The 25,535-nt window shown below is 69.9% G+C and carries 23 protein-coding genes and 1 pseudogene; 10 read left to right on the plus strand and 14 right to left on the minus strand.

Translation table 11 applies throughout. The features are described from left to right. Positions 1-436: 436 nt before the first annotated feature. The 6 genes from ACH4RC_RS14125 to ACH4RC_RS14150 all read right to left on the minus strand — a co-directional run bounded on the left by ACH4RC_RS14125 (position 437) and on the right by ACH4RC_RS14150 (position 5,599). A complete protein-coding gene (locus ACH4RC_RS14125; protein ID WP_398199656.1) occupies positions 437-1,765 on the minus strand; it encodes an MFS transporter in 1,329 nt (442 codons plus the stop codon). Next, positions 1,762-2,355 carry an ArsR/SmtB family transcription factor gene (locus ACH4RC_RS14130; RefSeq protein WP_398199659.1) on the minus strand — a complete coding sequence of 198 codons (594 nt, stop codon included), beginning with the start codon at positions 2,353-2,355 and terminating at the stop codon, positions 1,762-1,764. The genes ACH4RC_RS14125 and ACH4RC_RS14130 overlap by 4 nt, the downstream gene beginning before the upstream one ends. 96 nt (positions 2,356-2,451) lie before the next feature. After that, positions 2,452-3,639 (minus strand): teichoic acid biosynthesis protein C, encoded by a 1,188-nt coding sequence (locus ACH4RC_RS14135; RefSeq protein ID WP_398199660.1) that lies wholly within the window; start codon positions 3,637-3,639, stop codon positions 2,452-2,454. A gap of 263 nt (positions 3,640-3,902) precedes the next feature. After that, positions 3,903-4,775, minus strand: a complete 873-nt coding sequence (locus tag ACH4RC_RS14140) for a phosphotransferase (protein WP_398199663.1) — start codon at positions 4,773-4,775, stop codon at positions 3,903-3,905. Between the two features lie 114 nt (positions 4,776-4,889). Next, a complete protein-coding gene (locus ACH4RC_RS14145) occupies positions 4,890-5,108 on the minus strand; it encodes a hypothetical protein (RefSeq protein ID WP_398200547.1) in 219 nt (72 codons plus the stop codon). After that, on the minus strand, positions 5,063-5,599 hold the full coding sequence (locus ACH4RC_RS14150; RefSeq protein ID WP_398199667.1) for a DUF6234 family protein: 537 nt from the start codon (positions 5,597-5,599) through the stop codon (positions 5,063-5,065). The genes ACH4RC_RS14145 and ACH4RC_RS14150 overlap by 46 nt, the downstream gene beginning before the upstream one ends. A gap of 573 nt (positions 5,600-6,172) precedes the next feature. Between ACH4RC_RS14150 and ACH4RC_RS14155 the strand changes: the two genes are divergently transcribed. The 7 genes from ACH4RC_RS14155 to ACH4RC_RS14185 all read left to right on the plus strand — a co-directional run bounded on the left by ACH4RC_RS14155 (position 6,173) and on the right by ACH4RC_RS14185 (position 17,636). Further along, positions 6,173-7,609 (plus strand): endonuclease/exonuclease/phosphatase family protein, encoded by a 1,437-nt coding sequence (locus tag ACH4RC_RS14155; protein WP_398199668.1) that lies wholly within the window; start codon positions 6,173-6,175, stop codon positions 7,607-7,609. Positions 7,610-8,392: 783 nt separating this feature from the next. Further along, complete coding sequence (locus tag ACH4RC_RS14160; RefSeq protein ID WP_398199671.1) at positions 8,393-8,851, plus strand: nitroreductase family deazaflavin-dependent oxidoreductase; 459 nt, start codon at positions 8,393-8,395, stop codon at positions 8,849-8,851. A gap of 329 nt (positions 8,852-9,180) precedes the next feature. Then, complete coding sequence (locus ACH4RC_RS14165) at positions 9,181-10,521, plus strand: FG-GAP repeat domain-containing protein (protein ID WP_398199673.1); 1,341 nt, start codon at positions 9,181-9,183, stop codon at positions 10,519-10,521. A 605-nt stretch (positions 10,522-11,126) separates the two neighbouring features. Continuing rightward, entirely contained in the window at positions 11,127-12,299 is a 1,173-nt protein-coding gene (locus ACH4RC_RS14170; RefSeq protein ID WP_398199676.1) for an acyltransferase family protein, read from the plus strand. 108 nt (positions 12,300-12,407) lie between these two features. Continuing rightward, on the plus strand, positions 12,408-14,444 hold the full coding sequence (shc, locus tag ACH4RC_RS14175) for a squalene--hopene cyclase (protein WP_398199679.1): 2,037 nt from the start codon (positions 12,408-12,410) through the stop codon (positions 14,442-14,444). Between the two features lie 8 nt (positions 14,445-14,452). Beyond that, positions 14,453-15,799, plus strand: coding sequence for a cytochrome P450 (locus ACH4RC_RS14180; protein WP_398199681.1), 1,347 nt, complete (start codon positions 14,453-14,455; stop codon positions 15,797-15,799). Positions 15,800-16,577: 778 nt separating this feature from the next. Next, the gene (locus ACH4RC_RS14185) at positions 16,578-17,636 is read left to right on the plus strand and encodes a chitinase (RefSeq protein ID WP_398199684.1); all 1,059 of its coding nucleotides are present in this window, start codon (positions 16,578-16,580) and stop codon (positions 17,634-17,636) included. Positions 17,637-17,648: 12 nt separating this feature from the next. On the opposite strand, the gene ACH4RC_RS14190 is transcribed toward ACH4RC_RS14185, so the two are convergent. Together ACH4RC_RS14190 and ACH4RC_RS14195 are read right to left on the minus strand one after the other, a co-directional pair. Further along, positions 17,649-18,308: a histidine phosphatase family protein gene (locus tag ACH4RC_RS14190; RefSeq protein ID WP_398199687.1), complete on the minus strand. Its 660-nt coding sequence runs from the start codon at positions 18,306-18,308 to the stop codon at positions 17,649-17,651. A 127-nt stretch (positions 18,309-18,435) separates the two neighbouring features. Next, a pseudogene (locus ACH4RC_RS14195) lies at positions 18,436-18,603 on the minus strand (hypothetical protein); the annotation flags it as partial. A gap of 278 nt (positions 18,604-18,881) precedes the next feature. On the opposite strand from ACH4RC_RS14195, the gene ACH4RC_RS14200 reads away from it, so the two are divergent. Continuing rightward, on the plus strand, positions 18,882-19,703 hold the full coding sequence (locus ACH4RC_RS14200) for a hypothetical protein (RefSeq protein ID WP_398200490.1): 822 nt from the start codon (positions 18,882-18,884) through the stop codon (positions 19,701-19,703). A 352-nt stretch (positions 19,704-20,055) separates the two neighbouring features. Here the strand turns inward: ACH4RC_RS14200 and ACH4RC_RS14205 are convergent, their stop codons facing one another. Next, positions 20,056-20,607 carry an EF-hand domain-containing protein gene (locus ACH4RC_RS14205; RefSeq protein WP_398199690.1) on the minus strand — a complete coding sequence of 184 codons (552 nt, stop codon included), beginning with the start codon at positions 20,605-20,607 and terminating at the stop codon, positions 20,056-20,058. 159 nt (positions 20,608-20,766) lie between these two features. Next, positions 20,767-20,988, minus strand: a complete 222-nt coding sequence (locus tag ACH4RC_RS14210) for a hypothetical protein (RefSeq protein WP_398199693.1) — start codon at positions 20,986-20,988, stop codon at positions 20,767-20,769. A gap of 230 nt (positions 20,989-21,218) precedes the next feature. Here ACH4RC_RS14210 and ACH4RC_RS14215 point away from each other — a divergent pair, with 230 nt between their 5' ends. Beyond that, complete coding sequence (locus ACH4RC_RS14215; protein WP_398200493.1) at positions 21,219-21,623, plus strand: FKBP-type peptidyl-prolyl cis-trans isomerase; 405 nt, start codon at positions 21,219-21,221, stop codon at positions 21,621-21,623. Positions 21,624-21,691: 68 nt separating this feature from the next. Here ACH4RC_RS14215 and ACH4RC_RS14220 read toward each other — a convergent pair whose 3' ends face one another. Next, the gene (locus tag ACH4RC_RS14220) at positions 21,692-21,994 is read right to left on the minus strand and encodes a hypothetical protein (protein ID WP_398199696.1); all 303 of its coding nucleotides are present in this window, start codon (positions 21,992-21,994) and stop codon (positions 21,692-21,694) included. Between the two features lie 91 nt (positions 21,995-22,085). Between ACH4RC_RS14220 and ACH4RC_RS14225 the strand changes: the two genes are divergently transcribed. Then, the gene (locus ACH4RC_RS14225; RefSeq protein ID WP_398199699.1) at positions 22,086-22,457 is read left to right on the plus strand and encodes a hypothetical protein; all 372 of its coding nucleotides are present in this window, start codon (positions 22,086-22,088) and stop codon (positions 22,455-22,457) included. Positions 22,458-22,552: 95 nt separating this feature from the next. Here the strand turns inward: ACH4RC_RS14225 and ACH4RC_RS14230 are convergent, their stop codons facing one another. From ACH4RC_RS14230 to ACH4RC_RS14240, 3 genes are all read right to left on the minus strand, one after another. Continuing rightward, positions 22,553-24,001: a glycosyltransferase gene (locus ACH4RC_RS14230; protein ID WP_398199701.1), complete on the minus strand. Its 1,449-nt coding sequence runs from the start codon at positions 23,999-24,001 to the stop codon at positions 22,553-22,555. After that, entirely contained in the window at positions 23,998-24,159 is a 162-nt protein-coding gene (locus ACH4RC_RS14235) for a hypothetical protein (protein WP_398199703.1), read from the minus strand. Before ACH4RC_RS14235 ends, ACH4RC_RS14230 begins: the two co-directional genes overlap by 4 nt. Before the next feature lie 75 nt (positions 24,160-24,234). Next, positions 24,235-25,224 (minus strand): UDP-glucuronic acid decarboxylase family protein, encoded by a 990-nt coding sequence (locus ACH4RC_RS14240; RefSeq protein ID WP_398199705.1) that lies wholly within the window; start codon positions 25,222-25,224, stop codon positions 24,235-24,237. Between the last annotated feature and the right edge of the window lie 311 nt (positions 25,225-25,535).

Raw genomic sequence — 25,535 nt, forward strand, 5'->3', positions numbered from 1 at the left:
CACACCGATCACACCGACAGCAACCTGGCCGCTGTACGCCGGGGCGACCGTGGCAGTCCAGGAGGTCACCGACCCGATGGCACGGCTCCTCGCCTGTCAGCGGCTCCGCGCCACCGTCATGGACTTCCAGCGCGACCCCGGGCTGCTCTCCACGCCCTGGCTCCGGCACGTCTTATGCACGGACAGACTCGTGTCCCAGGCGCTGCGCCGGAGGTGCGCGGAACAGCTCGATCGCGTACGGGAGTACGGGAGTACGGGAGTACGGGAGTACGGGAGTACGGGAGTACGGGAGTACGGGAGTACGGGAGTACGGGAGTACGGGAGTACGGGAGTCAAACAGGGCCCGGACCCCCTTCCGGCAGTTTCGCGGGCAGCATCGGTCGGCATCTGCCTGAATCCGCCTGTGCCCGCGGCTTCTGCGGGAGGTGTGCGGCGCTCAGCGCTGTTCGTCGCGCAAGGACGTGCGGGTGGCGGCCACGAAGCCACCGCCGTCCCCGGCTGCCGGGGCCGGGCCGTCGCTCCTGAGCGCGGGCGTACGGGATGTGCGAGTGCCGGGCAGCAGTTTGAGGGCGAGGAAACCGGCTGCCAGGATCAGCGCGGCCTGGACGTTCAGGGCGGGGAGGGTTCCGATCACGCCGCTGAGCACACCGGCCGCGAGCATGCCCAGGGCCTGCAGACCGTCGGAGAGCCCGAGGACGGAGGCCATGACCCGACCGCGTACGGACAGGGGCGCGGACTCCTGGATGAGGGAGAGCCAGGCCGCGGCGAGCCACACCGCGGGAACACCGGCGGCGGTGAACAGCGCCACGTGGACGCCGAGGCCGAGCGAGGCCACCGACAGGTTCCAGGTGACCGCGCTGACTGCGCCGAACACGAGGACACCGACGCTGAGCAGACGGGACGCCCCCAGGCGCCGGGTCAGCAGCCCGGCGGTCGCGGTCCCGGCGAAGCCGCCCACCGCCTGCACACCGCGCAGCAGACCGGCCTGCGCGTCGCCGCCGTGGATCAGGTCGGTGACGAAGAGGAGGAACAGCACGACGAACATCCCCTGGGCGACGGCCAGCAGCGCCACACACACGAAGGTTCCCCGCAAGGTGGGCACGTCACGCAAGGTGCGCAGGCCCTCGCCGATACCGCGCCAGAACCGGGTGCCCGCGCCGCTCCCCCGGCGCACGGCGGTGCTCGGCGGGATCGTCGAGGCCAGGACGGCGGCGACGAGGAAGGCGCCCGAACCGAAGGCGAGGACATGGGGCAGTCCCGCCGTGCTCAGCAGCAGACCGCCCAGTGGGCTGCCGACGAGCCGGCCGAGCGACACGTTGAGACCGATCGCTGCGTTGGCGCTGACCAGTTGCTCCTCGGCCACGATGGTCGACAGGGTGACGTTCTTCACCGACTCGAAGGCGACGGTGAGCGCCGCCTCGGCCCCGGTGACCAGATACACCAGCCACAGGTCCCCGGGGCCGTCGACCAGCAGCAGCAACGGCAGCAGCGCCGCCTGCCCCACACTCACCAGGACCAGGAAGCGGCGCTGGTCCCAGCGGTCGACGAGGGCGCCGACGACCGGGGCGACGACCAGGCTCGGCAGCAGCCCCAGCATGGCGACGACGGACGTGATGAGAGCCGAACGCGTCAGTTGCAGCACATAGAGCGGCAGCGCCAGTTGCAGCACCCACTTGCCGGTCTCGGTGAGCAGCCCGGAGATCCACAGCCGGGCGAACGCCGCGTCCCGTAACGGATGCCGGACGGCCTTCCCGTGGCCGGTCATTCGTGTCGCCCCGCCGCGTCAAGCCTCGGGAAGAGGCGCACCCCGGTGTAAGCCAGCACGGCTCCTTCCGGCGGATCGTCCCGCACGGTGGCCAGATAGGGCCTGAGCAGGGTATCGATCTTCTCCGCCAGCTCCCGGGCCTCTTGCGGAGTGGTGCGCAGGACGTAGTTGTCCAGCCGGGCCGCGGCGAGCCACTCGGGGTCGAGAGTGTCGCGCCGGGCCAGGAAACGGCGGGTGAGTTCGTCCTCCTCCGCGAGGCCGCCTGCGATGAGGGCGTCCTGCTCGGCCATGGTGGCGGGATCCGCGCTCATCTCACCGAAGTCGAGACCGACCTGGGCCGCGCGCCAGGGGCGCTCGCGCTGGTCGGTGGCGTCCGCCGCCTCGACCAGGCCGTACTGGGCCAGATGCCGCAGATGCCAGCTGATGTTGGAGGCGCTCGACCCGACCTCGGCCGCGCACTCACTCGCCGTGCGCGGCCCGACCGCCATCAGGTACTGCAGCAGCGCCAGCCGCAGAGGGTGGGCGAGGGCCCGCAGCTGCCGGGAGTCCTTTATCCGCCGCCGGGGCGGTGGAGCCTGTCCGTCCGCCATCTGAAAGACTCCTTTCGAAAGAGTACTTTCATTGTTGTGCGCGGAGCGAGGCGTGTCCACCGGTCCTCGCGCTCACCTCACCTGCGCCCCCGGAGCTCAGGCAGATCGGATAAGGCCGGTCTTGCCGTAGATGCTCGCCTTCCGCTTTCCTGCGTCGTCCGAGGCGAAGCCCATGCCGAGGCCGAAGACGTCCGGCCGGGCGAGGTCTGGAACGCGGACGCCCAGGCCCTCGGGTTCACGGAAGATCAGGCTGTAGGCCGCTGTGGTGTGCAGAGGGTTGACGTCCTTGTCGAAGGGGGCTGGCGGAGCGGGGTCGAAGGCACCGGTTGCAAGGTTCACCGCGGACAGGAACGTGTTGCCGACGCCCGGCTCCGAGATCACTACTTCCTGGCCGTCGATCGTCTGCTTCGAGCCGTACGAGTTGCCGTGCAGCATGTAGAGGTAGCGGCCCACGACGGCGTAGCCCTGCAGGTAAGGGCTCCCGTAGGTGGTCAGCGGCCAGCCGGGGAGGGCGGTCAGGGACGGCTGGCTGATGGTCGCCAGCGGCTGGCTCCAGACACCGAGGCGGGCCAGGTCCAGATCGTGGACCTGGAACTTGAAGACCTTGTCCGTGTCCAGGTAGCGGATGGCGAGGCGGCCGTAGACCGGGTCGACGGTGGCGCTGTTGTGCGTGGAGCCGGCCACCGGTGTGTACTTGGCCAGGGTGGGTGAAGTGGTGTCGAGGACCTGGCCGTTGGCGAACGGGAAGCGGGCCAGGCGGGTGCCGCGGCTGGAGAGATTGCCCGCAACGTCCGTGACTTCGACGCCGTCGGCCTCCATCCACAGGTAGGCGCCGCTGCCGACCGGTTCGACGCCGATGTTGCCGCCGTGCCCGAAGCCGCGCAGGTACATATAGCCCAGGGTGTTGCCCTCCATGTCCCACTTGGTGATCGTCAGATCACCGCGGCGATTGCGGTCGGCGCTGCTCACCGGGCCACTCTCGCCCGCCAGTTGCAGGCCCCCCTGCGTCACCTGTGCCAGATAGATGTGGCCGTTGGCGTTGTCGTAGCCGAGCGCCTGGATGATGGTGACGTCGCGGGTGGTCTTCTCACGTATCCATCTCTCGGAGGGGCTGTTCAGGTCGATCCGGGCGGACGGCACCAGGAGGGCGGAGCCCGGCGCGGGGAAGGTGGCAGCCGAGGCCGGTCCGGCACCCAGGGAGACGGTCGCGGCGGTCAGCGCGGTGGTACCGGTCCACGCGAGCAGGGACCGGCGGCTGGGACGAGAAGGCGTTTCGTTGGTCATAGCCGCTCATCTAAACCCATGCCTGCCAGCTCACCTAGGCGGCCGCCCCGGTCCGCGCGTTCGTGCTGTGGCTGGCTGGTGATCGTCGCAGCCTTCGCCGTCGTACTGGTCGCTGCCGCACGGCGCCGCTGAGCATCGGGCAGCCACTCCGCCCTCATGCCGGTCTCCTCCGGGGAGACGAAACATGGTGAGGGCATGGTGAGGCTGGGAGATGATCCCGGCCCGGTTTCGACACTTCCCCACGCACGTGCCCTTCGGCGCTTTCACGGACCCTCCAGGCGCCTGATCGCCTTGTCGAGGGTCGGCCAGGGCGGCCCTTCGCGCAGCAAGCGCAGGCATTCCTTTCCGAATCGTTTCCGGTTCGGAAACTGGTCGCCAAGCTCCCAACGCCACGAGGCGACCATCGCGATGACGAGCTGCCGGCACTCGTCCAGCAGCCCTTGGTCAACGCTTGGGTAGTGGTCGGCAACCGCCTCGGGAACATGGGCGAGATCGAACTCGACGGGGCCGCGGCAGCACGTCTCAAGGTCGATGAACAGGGGGCCGTGCTCCGTGTTGAGCACATTGCCGGGGTGCGGCTCGCCGTGGAGCAGTTGCTCCACGGCGCCGCGGTCGTGGACCGCTCGTCGCAGGCTTGCCAGCCGGCCGCTGAGGAATGCGCGGTCGGCGTCGGTGAGCTCCGGCGAGCGGGCCGGATCGGCGACAATGTTCTGCGCCTCCGTGATCCGGTCCGTGAACCGCGGGCTCCGCACATCGACCTTGCGCATGCCGGCGTGCAGCTGTTCCAGCGCCTTGGCGTAGTCGCCTGGTGCGAGGTGAGGTGTCACGGGCTCGTAGTAGGTCCACAGCGTCACTGTGAAGCCATCGCGCGTGTACACACGCGGGTCCGCCCGAGGCTCCAGGGGACACACCGGGCATCCGACTTCGGCAAGCCGCTGAGCAAGCTCGACTTCGAACTGTGCGACTTCTTGTCCCGCGGGGGCGACCCGGGCGAAGACATCGCATGGTGACAGCCGCAGTGCCAGCTTGTTCGAGTTGTGAAGAACGATTGCGTCATGGGCATGGACCGGCAGGTCGAGCCATGCCGCGACCGAAATCGCGGCCTTGATCGCACGCGTGACGTCGGTGGTCTCCATCCTCGGATCCTGGCATGGATGAGCGCGGGCGGCGATGCCCGCCGGCATGACCGAGGTCCCCCCGGCGGCCTCGCACGCCACGTCGGCGCCCCCAGCCAGCGCCATGTGGGACGACTACCCGGTGAGAAAGGGGCCAGCCGTCTGCAAGACGCGGCCGAACTCGCCGACCGGATCGCCACCCGCCGGGAAGCCCGGGAACAGGTCGGATCGCCGACGGGCGCGCTCACCGACCAGCGCCGCCACCAGCTCGATGACATCAACCCTGGCCGGTGTGCCCCGCCGGACGGTCACCGATCCGTAGCGGCACAGGGCGTTCCGGCCCTTGTCGGGCATGTGGGCAGCGGGGCCGGATGGGCGCGGTCGTACGCGTCGTGCCATGCGGACAGCGCGAAGACCAACGCCATGGCCGCGATGAGCAGTTGGACCGTTCCGGCGTAGGGATGTCCCGAGCGCAGGAAAATGATGGCGACCACGAGTACGGCCAGTGTGACCCCGCCCAGCCAGAGAGTCGGGAGCCAGTCCATCGTCGGGGGCGCGGTTGAAGTGTGTGCGTTGGACCATCCACCACGCAGGCTCAGTATGAGGCCCAGCAGTAACGTCACCGGAACCTCGATGAGCAGCACGATCAGGCTGATGCAGCCGCCTGTGAAGCCGTCGCCTCCCGAGCCTGAGGAGTCGCCGGAACGGCCATCGGTCCGCGGTGAGTGCGCTACGCGCGGACTCGGGTTGAAGCGCATGGTCATACGCTCGTGACTCATGCCGTGGGCCGCCCCGCGCTTCATCAGGTCGCAACCGAGCCGTGTCGCAGCTGATGCCCGCTTCATCGCCGCCTCCGTGCGGTCGCCGCCGCGCCCCAACCTCGTACCGCTGCCCTGCACCCCGAATGCGGCTACCAGCGAACAGGTCACCGCGAACGACCCGGCCCACCACCACGACCCGCGCGCTCCAGCCTGCGGTCCGGTGAGACCACGGCGGTCTCCTGCGGGTTCCTCGGTCGGCGCCGGTCGCTGAGCGACTACGGAGACAGAGTCTCAGGCGGTCCGAAGACAGACGACCATGTAGGACATGGCAAGCACCGTACCCGCCATGGATCACTGCCGAGGCTGTTCTCGGCTCGGCTGCATCGATGACGCGGTGATGTCGCCGCGGCAGCGGGCACACGCGTGTGGCGGCCTGGCCCGGCTGATGGTCGTGCTCGCTGGCCGTCTGCCGGTGCGGCACCACGGCACCGCTGCCCGGCGGATCCGTGGTGCGACAGCCACCGGGAAACCGCTCACAGGTTCGTGTAACTGATCTATATGCTCGGCGAGTTCCATCACTCGCACATCCACCTCGGATGCGAAGACCTTTCGGAGAATAGAGCGACAGTGAGACGAATACGACTTCTCCTGACGGCTGTGGTGACCGCCGTCATCGCCGTGATGACACTGGCCACGCCGTCGACGGCAGCCGACGCGGAGGTGCCACCCTCATCAGCGGGACAGCGATGGGCGTTGAAGGTCAACGGCTATTACGTGACGGTCAAGGCCGGGGAAGGCGGCGACATGAAACTCCGGGCCAACCCCGACGCCACGCTCCCGCAAGGTCGGGAGCTGTTCACCCTGCACACCGACTACGTCCAGGGCGCGAGCGACCCGTACGGAACCACCGTCAGCCTTCGCTCCGAGGCCACCGGCAGGTATGTCACCGCGGAGGACGAGGCCAGCGGACACCTGCTGCGCACCCGGGGCGAGGTCACCGGCGCCTGGGAGCGCTTCACGCTGACGCCGCTGGCAGGCGGCACCTTCGGCCTGCTCGCCCATAACGGCAAGTACGTGAAGGCGGAACTCGGTACCTACGAGGACTACGGACTGCTACGCGCCCTTACCGACCCCTCCGAACTCGGCTCCTGGGAACGCTTCACCCTGGAATCCGTCGGCCCGCAGGGCGGCTACGCGGACAAGATTCCTGCCCCCTCCAAGCCTGCGTCGCGCTCGCAGGATGTCGTCTCGTGGAACATCTGCGCCAACAACAACAGGTCCGTCGACTGCGGGCTCCAGTTCGCCCCGCCCGCCACGGCCGCCGGCAAGGTGTCCTCCGCCCTCCACTCCGCGCTGGGCAGCAAGCGGCCTGACGCCATCTTCTTCCAGGAGATCTGCGAGAAGACGGCGAAACCTCTGGAGCTGGAACTGGAGAAGTGGGCAGGTCCGCTGGATGTGCGGTTCATGCCTACTTACTACAATGTGGCCACCGGCACCGACGGAACCGTGATCCAGGCTCAGAAAACCTGCAACGACGGCTCCGACCACGCGGACCGGGGTTCCTTCGGGATCGCCCTCGCCGTTCCGGACAGCAACACGTGGTACATGGGTACCGTGCTGCCCTCGCCGGACAAGAAGGACAAGACGGAGATCAAGAAGGAGCAACGGCCGATGCTCTGCGCGGCCGTCCCGGACGAAGGCACCACCTTCTGCAACGCCCACTTCAGCAGCGGCCCTTACACCGACGCCAACGGCAAGCCCGCTGGAGACGACACCGACCGCGACAACCTCTTCCGGCCCAAGCAGGCCGCAACCATGGACGCACTGGCGGCGAAGATCGAAGCCGCGGGCTACTCCACCTACATCGGTGGCGACCTCAACACCACCACGAACGACGTCTCCTACCTGGCAAGCCTTTACGACGACCATCAGGAGTGCGGCCAGAAGACGCCCGCCTCTCCTCACACCGGTGAGCCCACCGACGGCAACAACAAGATCGATTACATCTTCGGGCCGCAGAACCTCACCTACACCTGCAGCGTCATCGATGGCGGTCTCTCCGACCACAGGCTGATTCAGGTCTCGACCTCCTGACAGTGCGCAACTCTCCTGAGATGACCGGGCCGTAGCCCGTGCCGTGCCCTTCAGGTCCTGTTGCCTGTCCGCAGGTGCCGGGCCCGAAGTGCACGGCGTGGAACAGACCCGGCGGTGTGTCGGACGGTGGCGGGAGAGGCCACCTGCACCGTCCCACTCGGGCCGTCATCCGCGCCATCCCGTCATTACCGCGCCGCGCTGACACGCGCGGTGGCTACGGCTGGAGCCATGTCGCCGACTACACGGCTCCAGCACCCGTCCTCTGGGTGCCGACGGTCCGGCAAGGCAACTCCCGCTGCCTCGCCGCCATTCCAGAGAGCGTCTCACCCTCGGAAGACGAAGCAGAACGCTTCGCCCCGCGCGGACCCCCAAGGCCGCTGCGCCCGAGGGACACCGACAGAGGCATCGGCCCCGGCGGCTCCCTCTACGAGGGCGCCTGCGCGAGCATGGCGCACGGGTGGTCCACGGGCGTGCTGCCGGCCCTGACGCACCAGCTCCTGGTCGCCTGTCCGACGTCGCCCGGGTACACCGGCCGGGAGGTCAGGCCCCACCCCGGCGACGTAGCCTGGGCACAGGGCCGACTGCCCACTCCGGCAGGCCCGCTGACCCTCGACCGGACCAACACCACGACAGCGTCGCGGCCGTCCCGGATTCCCGACGAAGTCGAGCTGAGCACCGCACCGAAAACAGCGCAGTGCCCTTGCTGCGGAGCACCGGCCGCGCACACACTGCCACCAAGCGAGAGCAGCGCTCTCGAAAGATCACTCCCTCAGGGAGCCCCGGATGTCCGCGCACACACACCTGCAGAAGCCCGGCTGGTTCTTTGTGCACGTCACGAATCCGATCGTCATCTGGCTGTGCCGCCGAGGAATCAGCCTCTGGGGTATCCGCATCCTGGTCGTCCGTGGCCGAAAGAGCGGAGTCTCGCGCCACACGCCCGTCCACGTGCTGACCACCCACGGGCAGACCTACCTCCTCGCTCCGCGCGGTCACGTCCAATGGACCCACAATCTGCGGGCCGCGGGCCGCGGGGAACTGCGCCTGGGCAAGAAGACCGTGCCGTTCACCGCGACCGAGATCGCCGACGACGACAAACCCGCACTGCTGCGCGCCTACATGAAGCGCTGGAAGGCGGAGGTCCGCGTGTTCTTCCCCGACGTCGGGCCGAAAGCGACCGACGACGATCTACACCGCATCGCCCCCAGCCGCCCCGTCTTTCACATCACCCCGCAACAACACTGACGCCCGGCACCGACGCCCAACACTGACGCCCCGAGCTCGACTCCGTCGGACATCGGACCGCGACTCCGCCGAAGGGCGCCGCGCCCGTCTCGACCGTACGCATCCGGCGCTCAGCCGCGGAATCGGTACTGTTTCGCTGACCGTGCTCGTCGTCGCCGTGGTACTCCTGGTTCGCCCGACTCGCCGAGCGGGTGACCGAGGCGCCCGTGGTGGCAAGACGGCGCAGACTCCTCATGGGCAGCCCGGGGGCAGGACCGTCGTGCATCATCCCCGTAACAAGATGATCCACTTCCTTGTGCGGGCCGCGTCCACGCCCGTGAAGTGGGCTGATGCACTTCTCGAAAGCAGGCGGTCCGCTCCTCCGCCACCTGCGCCCATGGCACGCCGTAACGGCCTTCCTCGTAGTGGCGGCGGCAGTGGCGGCGTGCCTCGTCCTCCTCCCGTCCGACAGCGTGCGCTCGGTGCCCAACAGTCCCTGTCGACCCGTCGAAGCGGCGAGCGAGAAACCGCCCGCGAGCCCCGACCTCGACGGGGACGGCTACACGGATCTGGTGCACGAGATCTCCCGGTCGTTGAAGGTCGACGTGGTCGTCGTGCCCGGTTCCGAGCACGGTCCGGACCACGACCGCACGACCGTCCTCACCCAGGACGACCTCGGTGTGCCGGACGACATCCAGGTGGGCGACGACGCGTGGCAGCCCACAGTCGCCGACCTGGACGAGGACGGCCACGCCGACCTCGTCGTCAGCAGCGCCGCCCAGATCCTGTGGGGAGGCCCCAAGGGCCCGCGGGCCGACGGAGCTCACGGGCGCGTCCCGCTGCCGGGCAGCGGCTACTACACCGCGCCGATCGCCGGCGACTTCGACGGGGACGGCCACACCGACCTCGCGGTCCACCGGGACGCGAACGAGGACCGGGCCGTGGTCGTCCTCAAAGGACCGTTCAAGCGCTCCGGCGCCCCCGCCCGGACCGCGGAGACCCCCAGCCCGGTCAGCGAGGGCGCGACACCCGCGCTGGTCGCCGGGGACGCGAACGACGACCGCGCCACCGACCTCGCGCTCTACGACTCCCCGTACGACCCGCCTCTGCTGTTCACCGGAGGCGCCCCTACCGGCAGCGGCCTGAGCGAGGAGGCCGAGCGGCTGCCGGAGGGCGAGAACGTCGTCTTCGGCGACTTCGACGGCGACGGGCGCCAGGACATCGCCATGGGCCGGAGCTTCGTCGACAGCTACGACGAGGCCGACACACCCCACCGGCGAGGCCAGGTCACCGTCCGCTACGGGAAGGAGCCGGATAAGTGGATCACCATGGAGGGCGGCGACTTCGAGGAGGGCTTCGGCAGCAGGCTCGCCGCCGGTGACTTCGACGGCGACGGCTGCGACGACCTGGCCGTACAGCTCACCAGGAAGAAAGAGGCGGGGGACGCGCGGTTCGAGGTACTGCGGGGCGGCTCCGAGCACGGGCTCGGGTCGAAGCCCTGGCGCGCCACCAAGCGCTCGGTGCCGGGCGGCGAGGGCGTCGACGGCGCGCTCATCGCCATCAACGACTGGGACGGCGACGGCCGCGCGGAACTGGCCCTCTTCGGCGAGGGCAGATGGTGGATCACCGACGGCACGGACCACGACGAGGCGTCCTTCCCGGTCTCCCCCGGCAAGGACCAAGATTCCTAGCCACCTGCTCTTCGTAGCCACATGCTCGTGGTTGGGAGCTGTGCGGTCCTGAACCAGCCTCGCCAAGTTGTCGGGGCGCGGCGGCTGCGGAAGTATCGCGAACCGGTGATTGCACTTCCGCAGGGCGGAATCGCTCACACCGCCCGCCGGTCGACCGCCGTGGCCGGACGCGGCGGAGAGCAGCGCGCCCGAACTCGACTGGGCGCCCGACGATTTCCGCCTGCACCTCGGGACATGCTGACGCTGCCTGACCATCCGCATACTCGGCAGTCCGGCAAACCCGGATCACACCCCGGCCACGATGACGCCCGGCGCCGGATCCTCTCGGACAACGGGACAGGATGGCGGACAGGATGGCCCGCACCCGTGGCGGGGCCACGCCGCGAACTGCCGAGCCGCGCCGGAAGGGCCGCGCCGGAAGGGTCCGGACACGGCTCAGCCGCCAAGAGGCCCATCCGGGCTTGAGGGGCGCTCGCTACACCTCTGGAGCCGTCGTTCGGCTGTTTCCGCACGTCCGATGGGGTGAGTCGCCGCGCGTCGGGCAGACAGTGCCCGCCCCCGGCCGCTGGGCTGGTCTCCTCCGAAAGTTCCGGGAGTTGCTGGCCATGCCGTCCGCGGTCACGTGCGTGTCGTTGCCCTCCCTGACCGGTCTGCGTTTCGTCGCCGCGTCAGGTGTGTTCGTGTGCCACGTCGCGACGCTCGACGCCGCGCGGAGCGCCGGGTGGCCGAGGCCGGCCCTCTTCCTGCTGGGCCCCGTCGGCGTCTCGCTGTTCTTCGTGCTGAGCGGGTTCGTCCTGACCGTTTCGGCACGGGAAGCGGACTCGGCCAGGAGCTTCTGGCGCCGTCGGCTCGTCAAGATCTATCCCAACCACTGGGTGGTCTGGCTGCTCGTCATGGCGCTCTTCTGGTGTGTCGGAATGCCCCGGCCCGGCTTCGGCGTCTCTGACGGCGTCCTGGCGCTCGGTGATATGGCCAACGCCTTGCTGGTGCACACCCTCGTACCGCTGCCGAGTTTCGTACTGGGGGGCAACGGTGTCGCCTGGTCGCTCACGTGCGAGTTGCTGTTCTATCTGCTCTTCCCGTGGCTGTTGCCATGGGTCGTGCGGATCCCTGCCCGGTGGCTGACGGCCGCGGCCGTCAGCGTCGCGCTGGCGGCCTGGACGGTACCGCTGCTCTCGCTGGCCCTGGGCGGGCCGCCGTTGCGGCAGGCGTCCCTGCCGGGAACGGTCACCGGAGCACAGATGCTGCTCGTGTACCTCTTTCCGCCGAGCAGGCTGCCCGAGTTCGTCCTGGGCATGATTCTCGCCCGCATGCACGTGTGCGGCCTGCCCGTCCGGGTCGGAACCGTCCCGTCCGCCGCGCTGCTGTGTACGGCCCTCTTCGCCGGCATCGCCGTGCTCCCCGCGCCGTTCCTGCTCGCGGCGGTCACGGTGGTCCCCGTCGCCCTGCTGGTCCGTGCGACGGCGGCACTGGACCTACGTCAACGCAGATCCGTCCTGCGTATGCCGGTCCTGGTTCTCCTCGGTGAGCTCTCGTACGCCTTCTATCTCGTGCACGCCACGGTGATCGCGACCGTCCTGCGGTACGGGGGCGGCATGCTGGGCCCGGCCACGGCCGCCACTGTCTCGCTCATGGTGGCGCTGGCGGCCTCCTGGCTGCTCTACACACACGTCGAACAGCCCTGCATACGCCGCTTCGCCACCCGGCTCCCGCGCCCCTCCCCCGCCGTGGCAAGTACTCCGTCACCGCACGGCGGGGAGCTTGAGGGGCGGCCGTGAGAACTGAAGGGGCGGCCGTAGAGCCGGGTCCGACGTTCTCCGCACTGCCGCCAGACGGCCCACGTACGCGAACCGCCGCAGTCGCCGTCCGGAGCCCGGCCTCACACGATGGTCACATCCCGGTACGACGGCACGGCACGTGCCGACCCACGAGGAGCACTTGTGTCTGCTGAGACCGATACCCGGCCGGAGCCAGGCCCCTCCGCCCCGGCGGAGACGGCCGGGACGGAAGGCGGGGAGGCGGAGACCGCCGCCCGCTGCACCGAACGCGCCGTCACCCACCTGCTGTCCCGCCAGCACTCCGAGGGCTGGTGGAAGGGCGACTTCGAGACCAACGTCACGATGGATACGGAGGATCTGCTGCTGCGGGAGTTCCTCGGCATCCGTACGGCGGAGCAGACCCGGGCCACCGCCGCCTGGATCCGCGGCAAACAGCGGGCGGACGGTTCCTGGGCCACGCACACCGACGGCCCGGGCAGCCTTTCCACCACGATCGAGGGATACATCGCGCTGCGGCTCGACGGCGACGCGCCGGACGCGCCGCACATGGCCGCCGCCTCGCACTGGGTGCGCGAGCAGGGCGGCGTGGCGTGTGCCAGGGTCTTCACCCGGATCTGGCTGGCCCTGTTCGGCTGGTGGCGCTGGGAGGACCTGCCCGAACTCCCACCAGAATTGATCTTCCTGCCCAAGTGGATGCCACTCAACCTGTACTCGTTCAGTTGCTGGGCCCGTCAGGCCATCGTGCCGCTGACGATCGTCTGCGCCCACCGGCCGGTCGTCCCGGCCCCGTTCGCCATCGACGAGCTCCACGTGGACGCAGCGCGCCCGCAGCCGCCGGTCGGCAAGGCGCCGCTGCTCTCCTGGGAGGGCGCCTTCCGCCGCCTGGACCGCGCCCTGCACCGCTCGCGCCGCTTCGTACCACGCACTCTGCGAAGAACGGCGATCCGGACCGCGGTCGGCTGGATCATCGAGCGCCAGGAAGCGGACGGCTGCTTCAACGGCATCCAGCCACCCCTCGTCTACTCGATCATCGCGCTGCGCCTGTGCGGTTACCCCCTGGACCACCCCGTGCTCAGCAACGCTCTGCGAGCCGCGGACGCGTTCACCGTGCGCACCGGGGACGGCAAGCGCTGGGTCGAGGCCTGCCAGTCCCCGGTGTGGGACACCTCCCTCGCCGTGATCGCACTGACCGACGCGGGACTCGCCCCGGACCACCCGGCCCTCGTCCGGGCCGCCGACTGGCTGCTGGCCAAGGAGGTCCGCTCACACGGGGACTGGTCCGTACGCCGTCCCCGCCTCTCCCCCGGCGGGTGGTCCTTCGGCTTCCACAACCGCAACTACCCCGACACCGACGACACCGCCGAGGCCGCTCTGGCCCTGCTCAGAGTCCGGCACCCACAGCCGCAGCGGGTGGCCTCCGCCGTGCACCGCGCCGTGCGCTGGAACCTGGGGATGCAGTCGAAGGGCGGCCCCTGGGGCGCGTACGACGCGGACAACACCAGCCGCTGGCCCGCACGGTTGCCGTTCTGCGACTTCGGCGAGGTCACCGACCCGCCGTCGGCCGACGTCACCGCGCACGTGGTGGAGATGCTGGCGGCCACCGGCCACACCGGTCACCCGGACGTCCGCCGCGCCGTCGGCTGGCTGCTGCGCCACCAGGAGGACGACGGCTCCTGGTACGGCCGCTGGGGAGTCAACCACGTCTACGGCACCGGGGCGGTCCTGCCCGCCCTCATCGACGCCGGAGTCCCCCCGGACCACCCCGCCGTACGGCGCGGCGTGCAGTGGCTGACCGCACAGGCCAATCCCGACGGCGGCTGGGGCGAGCGGTGGGAGTCGTACACCGACCCCTCCTGGCGCGGCCGGGGCCCCTCCACCGCCTCCCAGACGGCGTGGGCGCTCCTGGGGCTCCTCGCCGCCGGCGAACACGACAGCGACGCCGTCCACCGCGGCGTGGGCTGGCTGACCCGTACCCAGCGCACGGACGGCACCTGGGACGAGCCCGAGTACACCGGCACCGGATTCCCCGGGGACCTGCCGCTCAACTATCACCTCTACCGGCTGCTCTTCCCCCTGTGCGCGCTGGGCCGTTACCTGCGTGCGAACGGTCACCGAGCCGGTTCGAAACCCGCCCGGGAAGGGTGATCAGCACCATGCCCGCCACCCCGAGCCCCGCCGCGGCCGTCCCGCTGGTCTCCGGCGCCCTCCCTCTCGTCGGGCACCTGCCCGCCTTCATGCGAGACACCGTCAACGTTCTCGAACGCGGCTACGCCGAACACGGTCAGCTGTTCAGACTGAACCTGGCGGGCACCTCGATGGTCGTGGTGCTCCATCCGAAACACCGCAAGGAACTGCTCCTCCAGCCCGAGACCGCGCTGTCGATCTCCGCCGCCTACCCCTTCCTGCGCTCGATGTTCGGTACCGGTTTCTACTTCATGGCCGAGGAAGAGGAGTACCGGCGCCAGCGCGCGCTGTTCACACCCGTCTTCCGCGGCAGCCCGCTGCGGACGTACATCGGGGTGATGGAACGGCGGACGCGGGAACTGATCGCTCAGATGGGCGACTCGGGGGAGCTGGAACTGGTCCGGGTGTGCGGCGAACTGAACCTGCGCATGATCGTGGACTGCTTCTTCGGCGAGGAGTTCGGGCCGCTGTTCGCCGATGACCTCGAATCGTTCGAGAGATTCTCCGGCAACGTCAGCTTTCTGCTGCCGCCCGCCCTGCACCCGCTGCGCACCTGGCGCAGCCGCACCGCCGGCAGACATCTGCAGAAGCTCACGCTGCGCTGTCTGGCCGAGCGGCGCGCGCATCCGCTGCCCGCGCCCGACTTCCTCCAGTCCCTCGTCGAAAGCCGCTACGCGGACGGCACCCCCGTACCCGACAGCGCCTCGGTCCACCAGGCACTGGGACTGGTGTGGGCCGCCGGGGAGACCACCTCCGGGCAACTCGCGTGGGCCCTGGCCGACCTGCTGCGCCGGCCCGAGCACCACCCCGCCCTGCTGGCCGAACAGCGCGACCACCTGCCGCCCGACGCGCCCCTGACCGTCGAAAGCCTGCACCGGCTGACCCGCATGGACCACGTCCTGTACGAGTCCGAGCGGCTCAACCCGCTCGCCATCCTGATCGCGCGCAAGACGGCCCAGGACACCCTGGTCGGCGAGCGCCGTCTGCGGCGCGGCACCCTGGTCCTCACCTCGCCCTACCTCGTGCACCGGATGCCGGACGAGTTCCCGGACCCCCACGTCTTCCGCCCCGACCGGTACGCGGAGGACCCCACAGCCTCCCAGCGGCTGTTCGGCTTCGGCTCCGGCATCCACCGGTGTCTGGGCCAGCACTTCTCCCGTCTGGAGATCAAGACCTGTCTGACCCTGCTGCTGCGCCACTACGAGATGGAACTGATCGACGTGCCCCGACCGGTGACCCGTCTCGCTCCCCGGGCCGTCACCGCGCCGTGCCGGGTCCGCTTCCGGCGACGCCGCCCGGAGGCGGCTCCTGGCTGACCGGCCAGGGCTGACGACATGCTGATGCCCCGCCGGTACCTGTGCCTCATCGGCCGGCGAACAGCCTGGAGCGGGAAGCGGGCCTGACGGGGCCCCGTCGAGGGGCACGGCCCCGGCGAGGTCCGGGCCGTCCTCGACCGGCCTTGGCGGGGCCGGCGTCGGTGCTTCTACGCCGGCGTCCCCTTCGCCCTGGCGCCGCGGCCCGGCCGCAGCCACGGTGTCGCCGACGACCGCGCGCCGACGGCTTCGCCGAGCCGCAGCTTCCGCCACGCCTGGGCATCGCCCTGCCCCGGCATACGGAGCCGGTCCGCTTCGCCACGACACGCCACCACGCCACCACGCCGTCGCGGGCAAGGGGGCAAGGGGGCAAGGGGCAAAGGGACAAGACGTGGGTACGTCTCGCCGTGCGCACACACCCCCCGTGTGGTCGCGGGCGCGGCAGCCGGTGTACGACGGCACAACCCTGTCGGTCCACTCCTGGCACATCGACGCGAGCCGATCCCCATGACACCCGCCGCCCCGGGACAAGACCCGGATTCGGCATGTGCGTCGGTGGGTTCGACCGCACGGCGTCCGGGACGTGATGCACGAGTGCCGGGACCGGCTGCGGGCCGAACTCCCGCCCCGCACAGAGAAGTTGTGCCCGCAGGCGTGATTGGTCCAGACCCATTGACGAAAGGTCTGGACCTGTTTACCGTGCGTCATGCTCGCGACATCCAGACACCCCACCCCTGTCCGGCGCTCATGTCCGGCGCTCAGCGACCCCACGGGAGCCCCCATGCTGTTCCGCCCGCGCAGCCCCCGCACGTCCCGCCTGCTCGCCGCCGCCCTCACCGCGGCCGCGACCGTCACCACCCTCCTGGTCACCGCGCCGGCGGCCCCCGCCGCCGACACCTGTGCGACCAAGCCGAGGCCGTCCGGCAAAGTCCTCCAGGGCTACTGGGAGAACTGGGACGGCGCCGCCAACGGCGTCCACCCCCCGTTCGGCTGGACCCCGATCACCAACCCGGCGATCGCCCAGCACGGCTACAACGTCATCAACGCCGCGTTCCCCGTGATCCGCTCCGACGGCACGGCGCTGCGGGAGAACGGCATGGACACCGGCGTGAAGGTCGCCACCCCGGCCGAGATGTGCCAGGCGAAGGCCGCGGGCCAGACGATCCTCATGTCGATCGGCGGCGCCACGGCCGGCATCGACCTCAACTCCACCGCGGTCGCCGACCGGTTCGTCGCCACGATCGTGCCGATCCTGAAGCAGTACAACTTCGACGGCATAGACATCGACATCGAGACCGGCCTCACCGGCAGCGGCAACATCTCCCAACTGTCCACGTCCCAGGCCAACCTGGTCCGCATCATCGACGGCATCCTCGCCCGGATGCCGGCCGGTTTCGGCCTGACGATGGCCCCCGAGACCGCCTACGTCACCGGCGGCAGCGTCACGTACGGCTCGATCTGGGGCGCGTACCTGCCCATCATCAAGAAGTACGCGGACAACGGCCGTCTGTGGTGGCTCAACATGCAGTACTACAACGGCTCGATGTACGGCTGCTCCGGCGACTCCTACTCCGCGGGCACGGTCCAGGGCTTCACCGCCCAGACGACCTGCCTGGACAAGGGCCTCGTCATCCAGGGCACGACCATCAAGGTTCCCTACGACAAGCAGGTCCCGGGCCTGCCCGCCCAGTCCGGCGCGGGCGGCGGCTACATGACGCCCAGCCAGGTCAAGCAGGCGTGGAACACGTACGGCGGCGCGCTGAAGGGCCTGATGACCTGGTCGATCAACTGGGACGGCTCGAAGAACTGGACCTTCGGCGACAACGTGAAGGGGCTCTAGCCGGTCAGGCCGTCAGGCAGTCACCGGCTCGCCCGTCGGGCCGTCAGCCTCCGGGCTCCCGGAGGACGGGCCGAGCGGCTTGCCCTCCCACAGCAGGCAGCGCCAGCCGGCGGCGGGGGAGCCGTCGAGGACGACGACGCCGGTGTTGGCCAGCGGGTGGGAGGCCGCGTGCGCCACGTCGATGTTGACGGCGCGGGCGGCGACCCAGGTGCGGATCACGGCGCCGTGGCTGACCATCGCCACCGCGCCCGCGCCGGAACCGGCGGCCTCGGCGACGACGGCGTCGAAGCGGCCCAGCGCCTCCGTGCCGTTCTCCGCGCCGGGCATCCGGCGTTCGACGTCACCGGCCGACCAGGCGAACGCCGTGGTCATGTAGAGGGTGGCCGCCTCGTCGTCGCCGCGCATCTCCAGCTCACCCGCGATCAGCTCCCGCAGCCCCTCGCGCACCACCGGCACCAGACCCCGCGCCGCGGCCAGCGGGGCGGCGGTCAGCTGGGTGCGCAGCAGTGTCGAGACGTACAGCGCGTCGATCGCCTCGCCCGCCAGCGCCTCGGGCAGCGCGGCGGCCTGCTCCTGCCCCAGTGGCGTCAGGCCGGGGCCGGGCATCGTGGTGTCCAGGAGGTGCTTGAGGTTGGACGGGGTCTGGCCGTGGCGGATGAGGATCAGACGCATGTGGGGCGGGCCTCCTGGTCTTCCGGTCGTGCGGGACGCTTTCAGCGGGACTCCCCCACTCTGCCATCCGTCCGCCGTGCCGGAATGGCCTGCCCCCAGCCTCCGCGCTCGGGTGCCACGCGCAGCTTTCGCGCGTCGGCATCCGCACCCGCTCCCCGCAGGCGTCGGTGGCCTCCGCCGTGTGCTCGTACCCGGCGCCGACGTGACGGATGACACCCATCGCCGGGTCGTCGGTCAGGACACGCTCGATCTTCCCGACGGCCGGCTCGGTGCCGTCCGCGACACATGCCTGGCCCGTGCAAAGCCCATTCAGGTCCAGTGAGCTGCCTGGCCACCGGGGTCACCGGAGTCTGTGTCTGCTGTCCCCGACCGTCCTTGTGCTGTTGGGCCGCCGCACGCTGGAGAGTTCGGTGTCGTAGCGGATCAGCGGGCCAGTTTTGAACCCGTTCAAAATTCCTGGCATCATTGCGGCTGCCGCCATCGGCCGGTGAGCGGCCGTGTCCATGCGGCGCGTCACGAGGGGGCTTCACTGTGGGACGGGATCTTTCTTCCAGCCGAATCTTCTGGGTGTCGATGGTGACGCTGTTCGTGGAGGCGGTGCTCGCCCTCGAGGCGGCTGTGCTGTACGGCCAGACGCTGGAGTCGCCCAACACAGGCGGCAATTACGCCCTCGGAGTGCTGGCTCTTCCCTTCCTGGCGGCGGCGGGCGCCGTCCTCGCAGCCGTGATCTCGGTGGCCTTCGTGCTTCCCACGGTCCGGCTGAGCAGGCGACCGGGGCGCAGGTCCGGCGGCCGTGATGCCTGGTGGTGGGTACCGCTGATCGTGGCGGCCCTCCTGGCACCCATATTGGCAGGAGCCGCTCTCACCGACCCTGTGGACCGGCAGTCGGCCCTGGCTTCGTGGGCCCTTGCCACCGTCACGCTCACCGTCCCGGCCCTGATCGGCCGGTCGCGGCGGCGGAAACCGCTTCGCGCGGTGGCGGCGTGGGGCCTACTGGCCGCCATCGGCGTCGGAGCCCTGGGTGCGGTGGCCTTCCAGACCGATGTCCTCCAGGCGTACCGCCCGCCGACGATCTCCCCAGCGGCGCTGGTCGGCACCTGGGCCGACGGAACGGGCGCAGCGCTGACGTTCACCGCGGACGGCAGGGTCACCTCGTCCGGCGTCGAAGAGCACGAGCTCGACGAGGACTTCACCGTCGTGGCGAAGGCGTGCACAGGCGAGGGGACATGGACCTACGTGGCCGGCGGCGACCCCTGGAGCCAGGAGGTCGACGTCGACCTCCCAGAGTGTGAATGGCCGTCCTGGAACGTGGGCGGCACGCGGGAGCGGACCACCCTCTACCAGTACGTCGGCGACCCCGACTCCTGGGACCTGTACGAACTGAGCAGGGTGTAACCGGCACCAGCCCGCAGAGCCGGTGGGCTCGCTGCTCGACATGGTTGCGTCGCCGCCGGGCCAGCGGGGAGTCGCGTGCGACCCCGGCCCGTCAACGAGGTCCTGAGCGGCCGTCCGCACCACGACCGCATCGCACGCGAGCAGTGGGGCGAGGTCGACAGCGACCATGACAGGATCCTGCGCGCCGTCGAGGACGGCGACACGGCCGCTGCCGAACGCCTCAACCCGTGGACACCTGATGCGCCCGCGCCACCTGTACGGACAGATGGAAGCGTCGGCCCCCCGGACCGGCACCCGGCAGAGCGAGTAACGGACGCGGGGCCGAGCACGTGGAACAGGCCGGCCGATGTGCTCACCCTTGCGGCAGCGGCGAGCCGAGCAGCCAGTTGCCGGGGGCCTCCGTGTCGGTGCTGAGGTAGAACTCCTCGACGGCGGTGCGGAACTCGTCGTGTGTGATGGTGCCGCTGCCGTTGCGGTCGAGCCGCTGGAAGGCCGCGCCGGAGGTGGCCGGGTCGATGCCGAGCGCGTCATACATACGGACGTACTCGTCAGCGGTGAGTGTGCCGCTCCGGTCGGTGTCCAGGGCCCGCATGAGGGCGTCGATGACGGGCATCACCAGATGTTCGACGGTCTTGGCGTCGGCGGCGACGTGGGACCGCATGGCTGTGATGAACCGGGCGGGCTCGACGCGGCCCTGCGCGTCGGGCGCTCCGGCCTCCCCCAGGGCATCCCACCAAGCCATGAACGCCTCGCGCAGCGCGCTCTTCTCACCTTCTTGCGGTGCCACCGCGGCGAACACCTTGCCGATGTCCTGGAAGTCGTCACGGGTCAGATAGCCGTCGCCGTTGCGGTCGAACCAACCGAACAGGCTGGTGAACTTCTGCTCGATGCTGCTCTGCACCATGGTGGCCTCCTGCCAGCCCCTGAACGCGGCGTGCGCTCACCGCGACGCCGTGCTGCCGCGTGTTGCGGCCCGTCCTCAGGCGCACGGTAGGTGCGTGCCAGCGGTCCGACTAGGTGCATTCCCGGCCGCGTGGATGCCGCGTGGATGCCTGGTGGATGCCTAGAAGAGGACGCCCTGGCCGACGGGGGCGGCCGTGCGGCGCTCCTGCCCGCGGTGGGAGGAGATGATCTGCTCGTCGCCGAACAGCGGTTGCGTGCCGAGCTCGTCGGGTACGGCCGGTATGGCGGTAGGACCGGAATCGATGCCCGGACGCAGCTCGGCGTCCTGGTCGAATTCGTCGGGCGTCATGCGCGTCCAGTCGCGTCCGTGTTGCACGCTCAAGCCGCACCCCCTTCTCGTCGCCGGTTGTGCATGTCCACAACTGTTCCCGTGATTCCGCTGCCGACACGCTGGAGGGGCTGGGCCTCAGGGCGATACGCACGGCTCCGTCGCGGGTCTGTAAGCGTCCGGTGCGCCTCGCGGTCATGGAAGATGCATCGATGACCAGTGAGAACGTGTTCATGTGTCTGGCTGGTTCGACAAGGACCCCGACGGAGAATGATGGGACGGCGATGAGTGAACTGACCAAACCCGAGGTCGATGTACCGGAAGGTGACGCTCCTGCCGTGCTGTCCATCCGGGACCTGATCGTCGGAGACGGGGCCGAGGTGAAACCCGGCATGGTGGTCAAGGTCCACTATGTCGGGGTGACCTTTGAGTCCGGGAAACAGTTCGATGCCTCCTGGGACCGGGGGGAGCCGTTCAAGTTCGCCCTGGGCGGTGGCAGGGTCATCAAGGGCTGGGACCGGGGAGTGCGGGGGATGAAGGTCGGTGGTCGGCGCGAGCTCATCGTTCCCCCGCGCCTCGGCTATGGCAATCAGTCACCCTCACCGTTGATCCCGGCGGGTTCGACCCTGGTCTTCGTGGTGGACCTGGTCGACTCGTACTCCAGCACAGCCGGGTGGAGCAACGCATAGTCGTACTGGCCTGAAGCGTAGCGTCGTGCACACCGGCTGATGGGTGGGTGGCCCCCGAGTGCGGTGGTCTACGGCCGGTGGGCGCGGGTCAGTTTTGCCGGTCGCGCCGAGGTCGGCGAAGGACTGTCGCCGGGCGAAGCTTCTGCGGTGAACGCATGAGCCGTCACCGTCCCGTACACGGGGTGTCCGCTTCCCGCCGTGGCGGGCGCCGGGCACGGGTGACCACGCGGTCGGCGGCGCGTCCGCACCCGGTCGGCGAGTGAGCCGAGGGCGACCAGGGCCCCCGCGGCCAGCAGCACCCGGAAGCGCCGGTCGGCCAGTACGTCCGCGTACGTGGTGCGGGCTTCCCGGGTGGTGGAGTCGGAGGTCACCGGCAGGAGTGCGGGACGGACCGGAACCGGAACAACCCGGTTCGCACAGAGCCCGGACGACCCGCCGTCACCACTGGAACACGGGACAACAGTGTGGACCCTCATACGGGACTTCGTCGCCCTGCACTTCTACGTTCATGCGCTGGCGTTCCGGGCCGCCGCGGCCACCGCCGGGGAGGCGGTGCGCGAGCGGTTCGGCGCGCCTCCGACGGTCGAGGAGACCGACGAGCCCAGCCCCGGCACCCCCGCCGCGCAGGACGGGACGTACCGGACCGCCGCCGAGCGGGCCCGTTACCTCGCGGAGTGCGTACTGTCCCTGCCCGACGAGGCCCTGACCGAGAACGGCGGGCGGTTCACCGGCTGGCTGTTCACCGGCTGGCTGTTCACCGCCCTGCGGTCGGCGTGCGGCATGCACTACCGTCCTCCGCACGCCGCTCGAATCGGCCTTCACCTTGCAGAGTAGAGCGAACCAGCGAACCAGCGAACCAGCGAACACGCGAACACGCGAAGCGCGACGCAGCCCGGCGCCCGCCCCGCCTTCGTCAACTGCCGCAGCTTTCAGGCCTGTTGCCGACAGCTGGGGCGGGTCACTTCGACGCCTTCGCGGGTGCCCCAGCGGCTGACCCGGTGGCAGGTGGCCATCGCGTAGATGTACAGCGGTCGCAGGACCAGGACCCGCCAGAGGGAGGTCAGCGGGGCGAGGGCGAACAGGAGCAGAGTCTGGCGCAGGCGCATGTCGGTGCGGTGGACGGTGAACAGGCGCAGCGCCATCAGGTAGCTCATGGCGGTGGCGATGACCACGCCGGCCAGGACGAGGCTGCCGGTGTGGGCACGCAGGTCCGGGTCGGCGAGGATGACGGCGGGGATGGCGATGCCGAGCACGAGGTGGACGTACTCCGCGACCGTGCTCCAGAAGACGATGCCGTTCAGCGGCATGTAGCGCAGCCACCACAGGTGGCGGACGGTGGTGCCGCGCATCCAGCGCATCTGTTGACGCAGATAGTGCGACCAGCTTTCGGGGACGAGGGTGAAGACGAGCGAGGAGGGCTGGTGGACGGTGTCTCCGGCCAGGAGCCCGTAGAACGTGAGCATGGAGTCGTCGTTCATCTGCATCGGCCGGCCGCGGAACGTCTCGTGTTCGTAGGCGCCGGCCGCCTCGCGGACGATGTGGGCCCGGTAGAAGGCGAGCGTGCCGGAGTTGATGGTGACGCGACCGAGCACGGACTGCGCGGAGCGCAGTCCGCGGGTGAAGGGCAGGTAGAGCAGGTTGATCATGCGGGTCAGCGGGCCGGCGTCGTGGTTGAGCACGACGACCTGACCGGCGACGGAGGTGATTCCGGCGTCCGCGAACGGCTTCAGCCCCTCGGCGATCGCTTCGGGGTCGAGGACCGAGTCGCTGTCGAGGGTGACGAAGATGTCCGCGTCGTCCGTGGCCAGAACGTGCATCTGGGCGTACCGCTTGCCCCGGTTGGGAGTGCGGTCCCAGGTGACCTCGACCCCGCGGGCACCGGCGCGTTCGAGCAGCTCGGCGCGGACCTCGTCATAGGCCATCGGGGTGCCGTCCCCGTGTACGGAGCCGTCGTCGACCACCCGGATCCTGTCCACGGGACGGGTCTGTACGAGCAGGGAGTGCAGGCAGCTGCGCAATGCCGCGGTGTCCTCGTTGTACACCGGGATCTGCACGGTCACTTTGAGCCGGTCCAGTGCGGCCTGTGCCTCGGGTGAGGCGGTGCGGGGCCTCTCCAGCCAGGACAGCGGCACCCACCACAGCAGCAGGAAGGACACCAGCCACGGCACCACCGCATCCTGACTCCCGCCTGCCAGCGCCGCGACCGTGCTGTACACGTGGGCCACTCCCCAGGCCAGGAACACCGTCAGCGGCACCGCTCCCCACAGAGCGAGGCCGAAGGACGAGGCGTGCCAGGCGCGGGGCAGCGGCGCCACGCCCGGCCATCGCTTGGGTACGGCTTTCGCGGCTGCCGATTCGGCGCAGGTGCGCGGGGTCACCGCTCGACCGGGCCCTTACCACGCCGGAACGATGCCCTGACCAGTGTCGCCCCCGTCAGCACGGCGACGACACTGGTGACCACCAGCCATACCTGCCCGGTGGCCAGGCCGGTAGCGGCCAGTGTGCTTCCGGGACCCACGATCGACCCATAGGACATAACGCCTCCTCGGAGAAAAGCGGCAGATAAGCCCTATATACGTCATTTTGGCCCCGCTGGCCTACCGAGCCGTCCTCACGCCGTCGTGGCAGCGGTGCGCGTCGTCGTCCGTCCCTGCGCGGCCCTGAACCACGCCACGGTCCGGTGGATACCTTCGCGAGGCGGCACGAGGGGCTCCCAGCCGAGAACGGCGCGCGCCAACGCCGTGTCCGGACGGCGACGGCAGGGATCGTCCTGCGGCCGTGCCACGAACTCGATCCCGGACGACGATCCGGCCACGTCCCGGACCAGGCGGGCCAGCTCGAGCACGGACATCTCGATGGGGTTACCGAGGTTGACGGGGCCACCGTGATCGGCGGCCAGGGCGGCTGTCAGCCCGTCCACCATGTCGTCGATGTAGCAGAGCGAGCGGGTCTGCGATCCGTCTCCGGCGACGGTGAGGGGCTGCCCGCGCAGCGCCTGGTCGATGAAGGCCGGGACCGCTCTCCCGTCGTCCCGGCGCATGCCCGGGCCATAGGTGTTGAACAGTCGCACGATGATGGTCGACAGCCCGTGCACCCGGCGATAGGCGGCGGTCGCCGCCTCCGCGTACCGCTTGGCCTCGTCGTACACGCTGCGCGGGCCGACGGGGTTGACGTGCCCCCAGTAGCTTTCCGGCTGGGGGTGCACGAGCGGATCCCCATAGGTCTCGGACGTCGAGGCGAGCAGGAACCGGGCCCGATGGCGCAGTGCCAGGTCGAGCGCCGCCAGGGTGCCTGGGCCTCCCGCGCGCAAGGTCTCGCACGGGTGGCGTTGGTAGTCGATCGGCGAAGCGGGCGAGGCCAGATGGAGGACCGCGTCGATCCGGCCCGCCACTGCCGGCACTTCCCTCATGTCGGCCAAGTCGGCCACGTCGCCGACCTGTAGGGCGAAGCGGTCGTGCCGCAGCAGTGCGTCGATGTTGGCGCGGCGTCCGGTCAGGAAGTTGTCGACACAGATGACGCGGTGCCCCTCCGACAGCAGACGTCTGCAGAGATGGGAGCCGATGAATCCGGCCCCACCCGTCACGACGACAGTGTTCTCCATAGTCCTGCCCCTCCCCCGTGAATGCCGCCCCTCCCCGCTCGGAGGACGGCGGTACCGGGCCCAGCGCACCCCAGCGGGGCGTGCGAACGCAAGAGGCACGCACGAAAGTTGTGGCGAACGAGTATCCGTGTGACTGGTGTTGCGAGCGCCGCGCGTGTCACAGAACCGGAGGCGACCCGTTTCGCCAGGCACGTGAATGCGACAAGCACCCGGTGGCTGTGGGTGCCGCGCGGCCACCGTTGCGTTTCCCCTCCATGGTGGCCAAAGACTTCTGCGAAAGCTCTTCCGTCCGCGCAGGGCAGCCAATGCTC

Source organism: Streptomyces sp. NPDC016845 (assembly GCF_044332585.1).
Classification (GTDB): domain Bacteria; phylum Actinomycetota; class Actinomycetes; order Streptomycetales; family Streptomycetaceae; genus Streptomyces.

Coding starts and splice junctions, on each gene's coding strand:
- ACH4RC_RS14125 (WP_398199656.1), bottom strand. CDS start 1,765: ATGACCGGCCACGGGAAGGCCGTCCGGCATCCGTTACGGGACGCGGCG.
- ACH4RC_RS14130 (WP_398199659.1), bottom strand. CDS start 2,355: ATGGCGGACGGACAGGCTCCACCGCCCCGGCGGCGGATAAAGGACTCC.
- ACH4RC_RS14135 (WP_398199660.1), bottom strand. CDS start 3,639: ATGACCAACGAAACGCCTTCTCGTCCCAGCCGCCGGTCCCTGCTCGCG.
- ACH4RC_RS14140 (WP_398199663.1), bottom strand. CDS start 4,775: ATGGAGACCACCGACGTCACGCGTGCGATCAAGGCCGCGATTTCGGTC.
- ACH4RC_RS14145 (WP_398200547.1), bottom strand. CDS start 5,108: ATGCCCGACAAGGGCCGGAACGCCCTGTGCCGCTACGGATCGGTGACC.
- ACH4RC_RS14150 (WP_398199667.1), bottom strand. CDS start 5,599: ATGAAGCGGGCATCAGCTGCGACACGGCTCGGTTGCGACCTGATGAAG.
- ACH4RC_RS14160 (WP_398199671.1), top strand. CDS start 8,393: ATGTCCGCGCACACACACCTGCAGAAGCCCGGCTGGTTCTTTGTGCAC.
- ACH4RC_RS14165 (WP_398199673.1), top strand. CDS start 9,181: ATGCACTTCTCGAAAGCAGGCGGTCCGCTCCTCCGCCACCTGCGCCCA.
- ACH4RC_RS14170 (WP_398199676.1), top strand. CDS start 11,127: ATGCCGTCCGCGGTCACGTGCGTGTCGTTGCCCTCCCTGACCGGTCTG.
- shc (WP_398199679.1), top strand. CDS start 12,408: ATGGTCACATCCCGGTACGACGGCACGGCACGTGCCGACCCACGAGGA.
- ACH4RC_RS14180 (WP_398199681.1), top strand. CDS start 14,453: ATGCCCGCCACCCCGAGCCCCGCCGCGGCCGTCCCGCTGGTCTCCGGC.
- ACH4RC_RS14185 (WP_398199684.1), top strand. CDS start 16,578: ATGCTGTTCCGCCCGCGCAGCCCCCGCACGTCCCGCCTGCTCGCCGCC.
- ACH4RC_RS14190 (WP_398199687.1), bottom strand. CDS start 18,308: ATGCGTCTGATCCTCATCCGCCACGGCCAGACCCCGTCCAACCTCAAG.
- ACH4RC_RS14200 (WP_398200490.1), top strand. CDS start 18,882: ATGGTGACGCTGTTCGTGGAGGCGGTGCTCGCCCTCGAGGCGGCTGTG.
- ACH4RC_RS14205 (WP_398199690.1), bottom strand. CDS start 20,607: ATGGTGCAGAGCAGCATCGAGCAGAAGTTCACCAGCCTGTTCGGTTGG.
- ACH4RC_RS14215 (WP_398200493.1), top strand. CDS start 21,219: ATGAGTGAACTGACCAAACCCGAGGTCGATGTACCGGAAGGTGACGCT.
- ACH4RC_RS14235 (WP_398199703.1), bottom strand. CDS start 24,159: ATGTCCTATGGGTCGATCGTGGGTCCCGGAAGCACACTGGCCGCTACC.
- ACH4RC_RS14240 (WP_398199705.1), bottom strand. CDS start 25,224: ATGGAGAACACTGTCGTCGTGACGGGTGGGGCCGGATTCATCGGCTCC.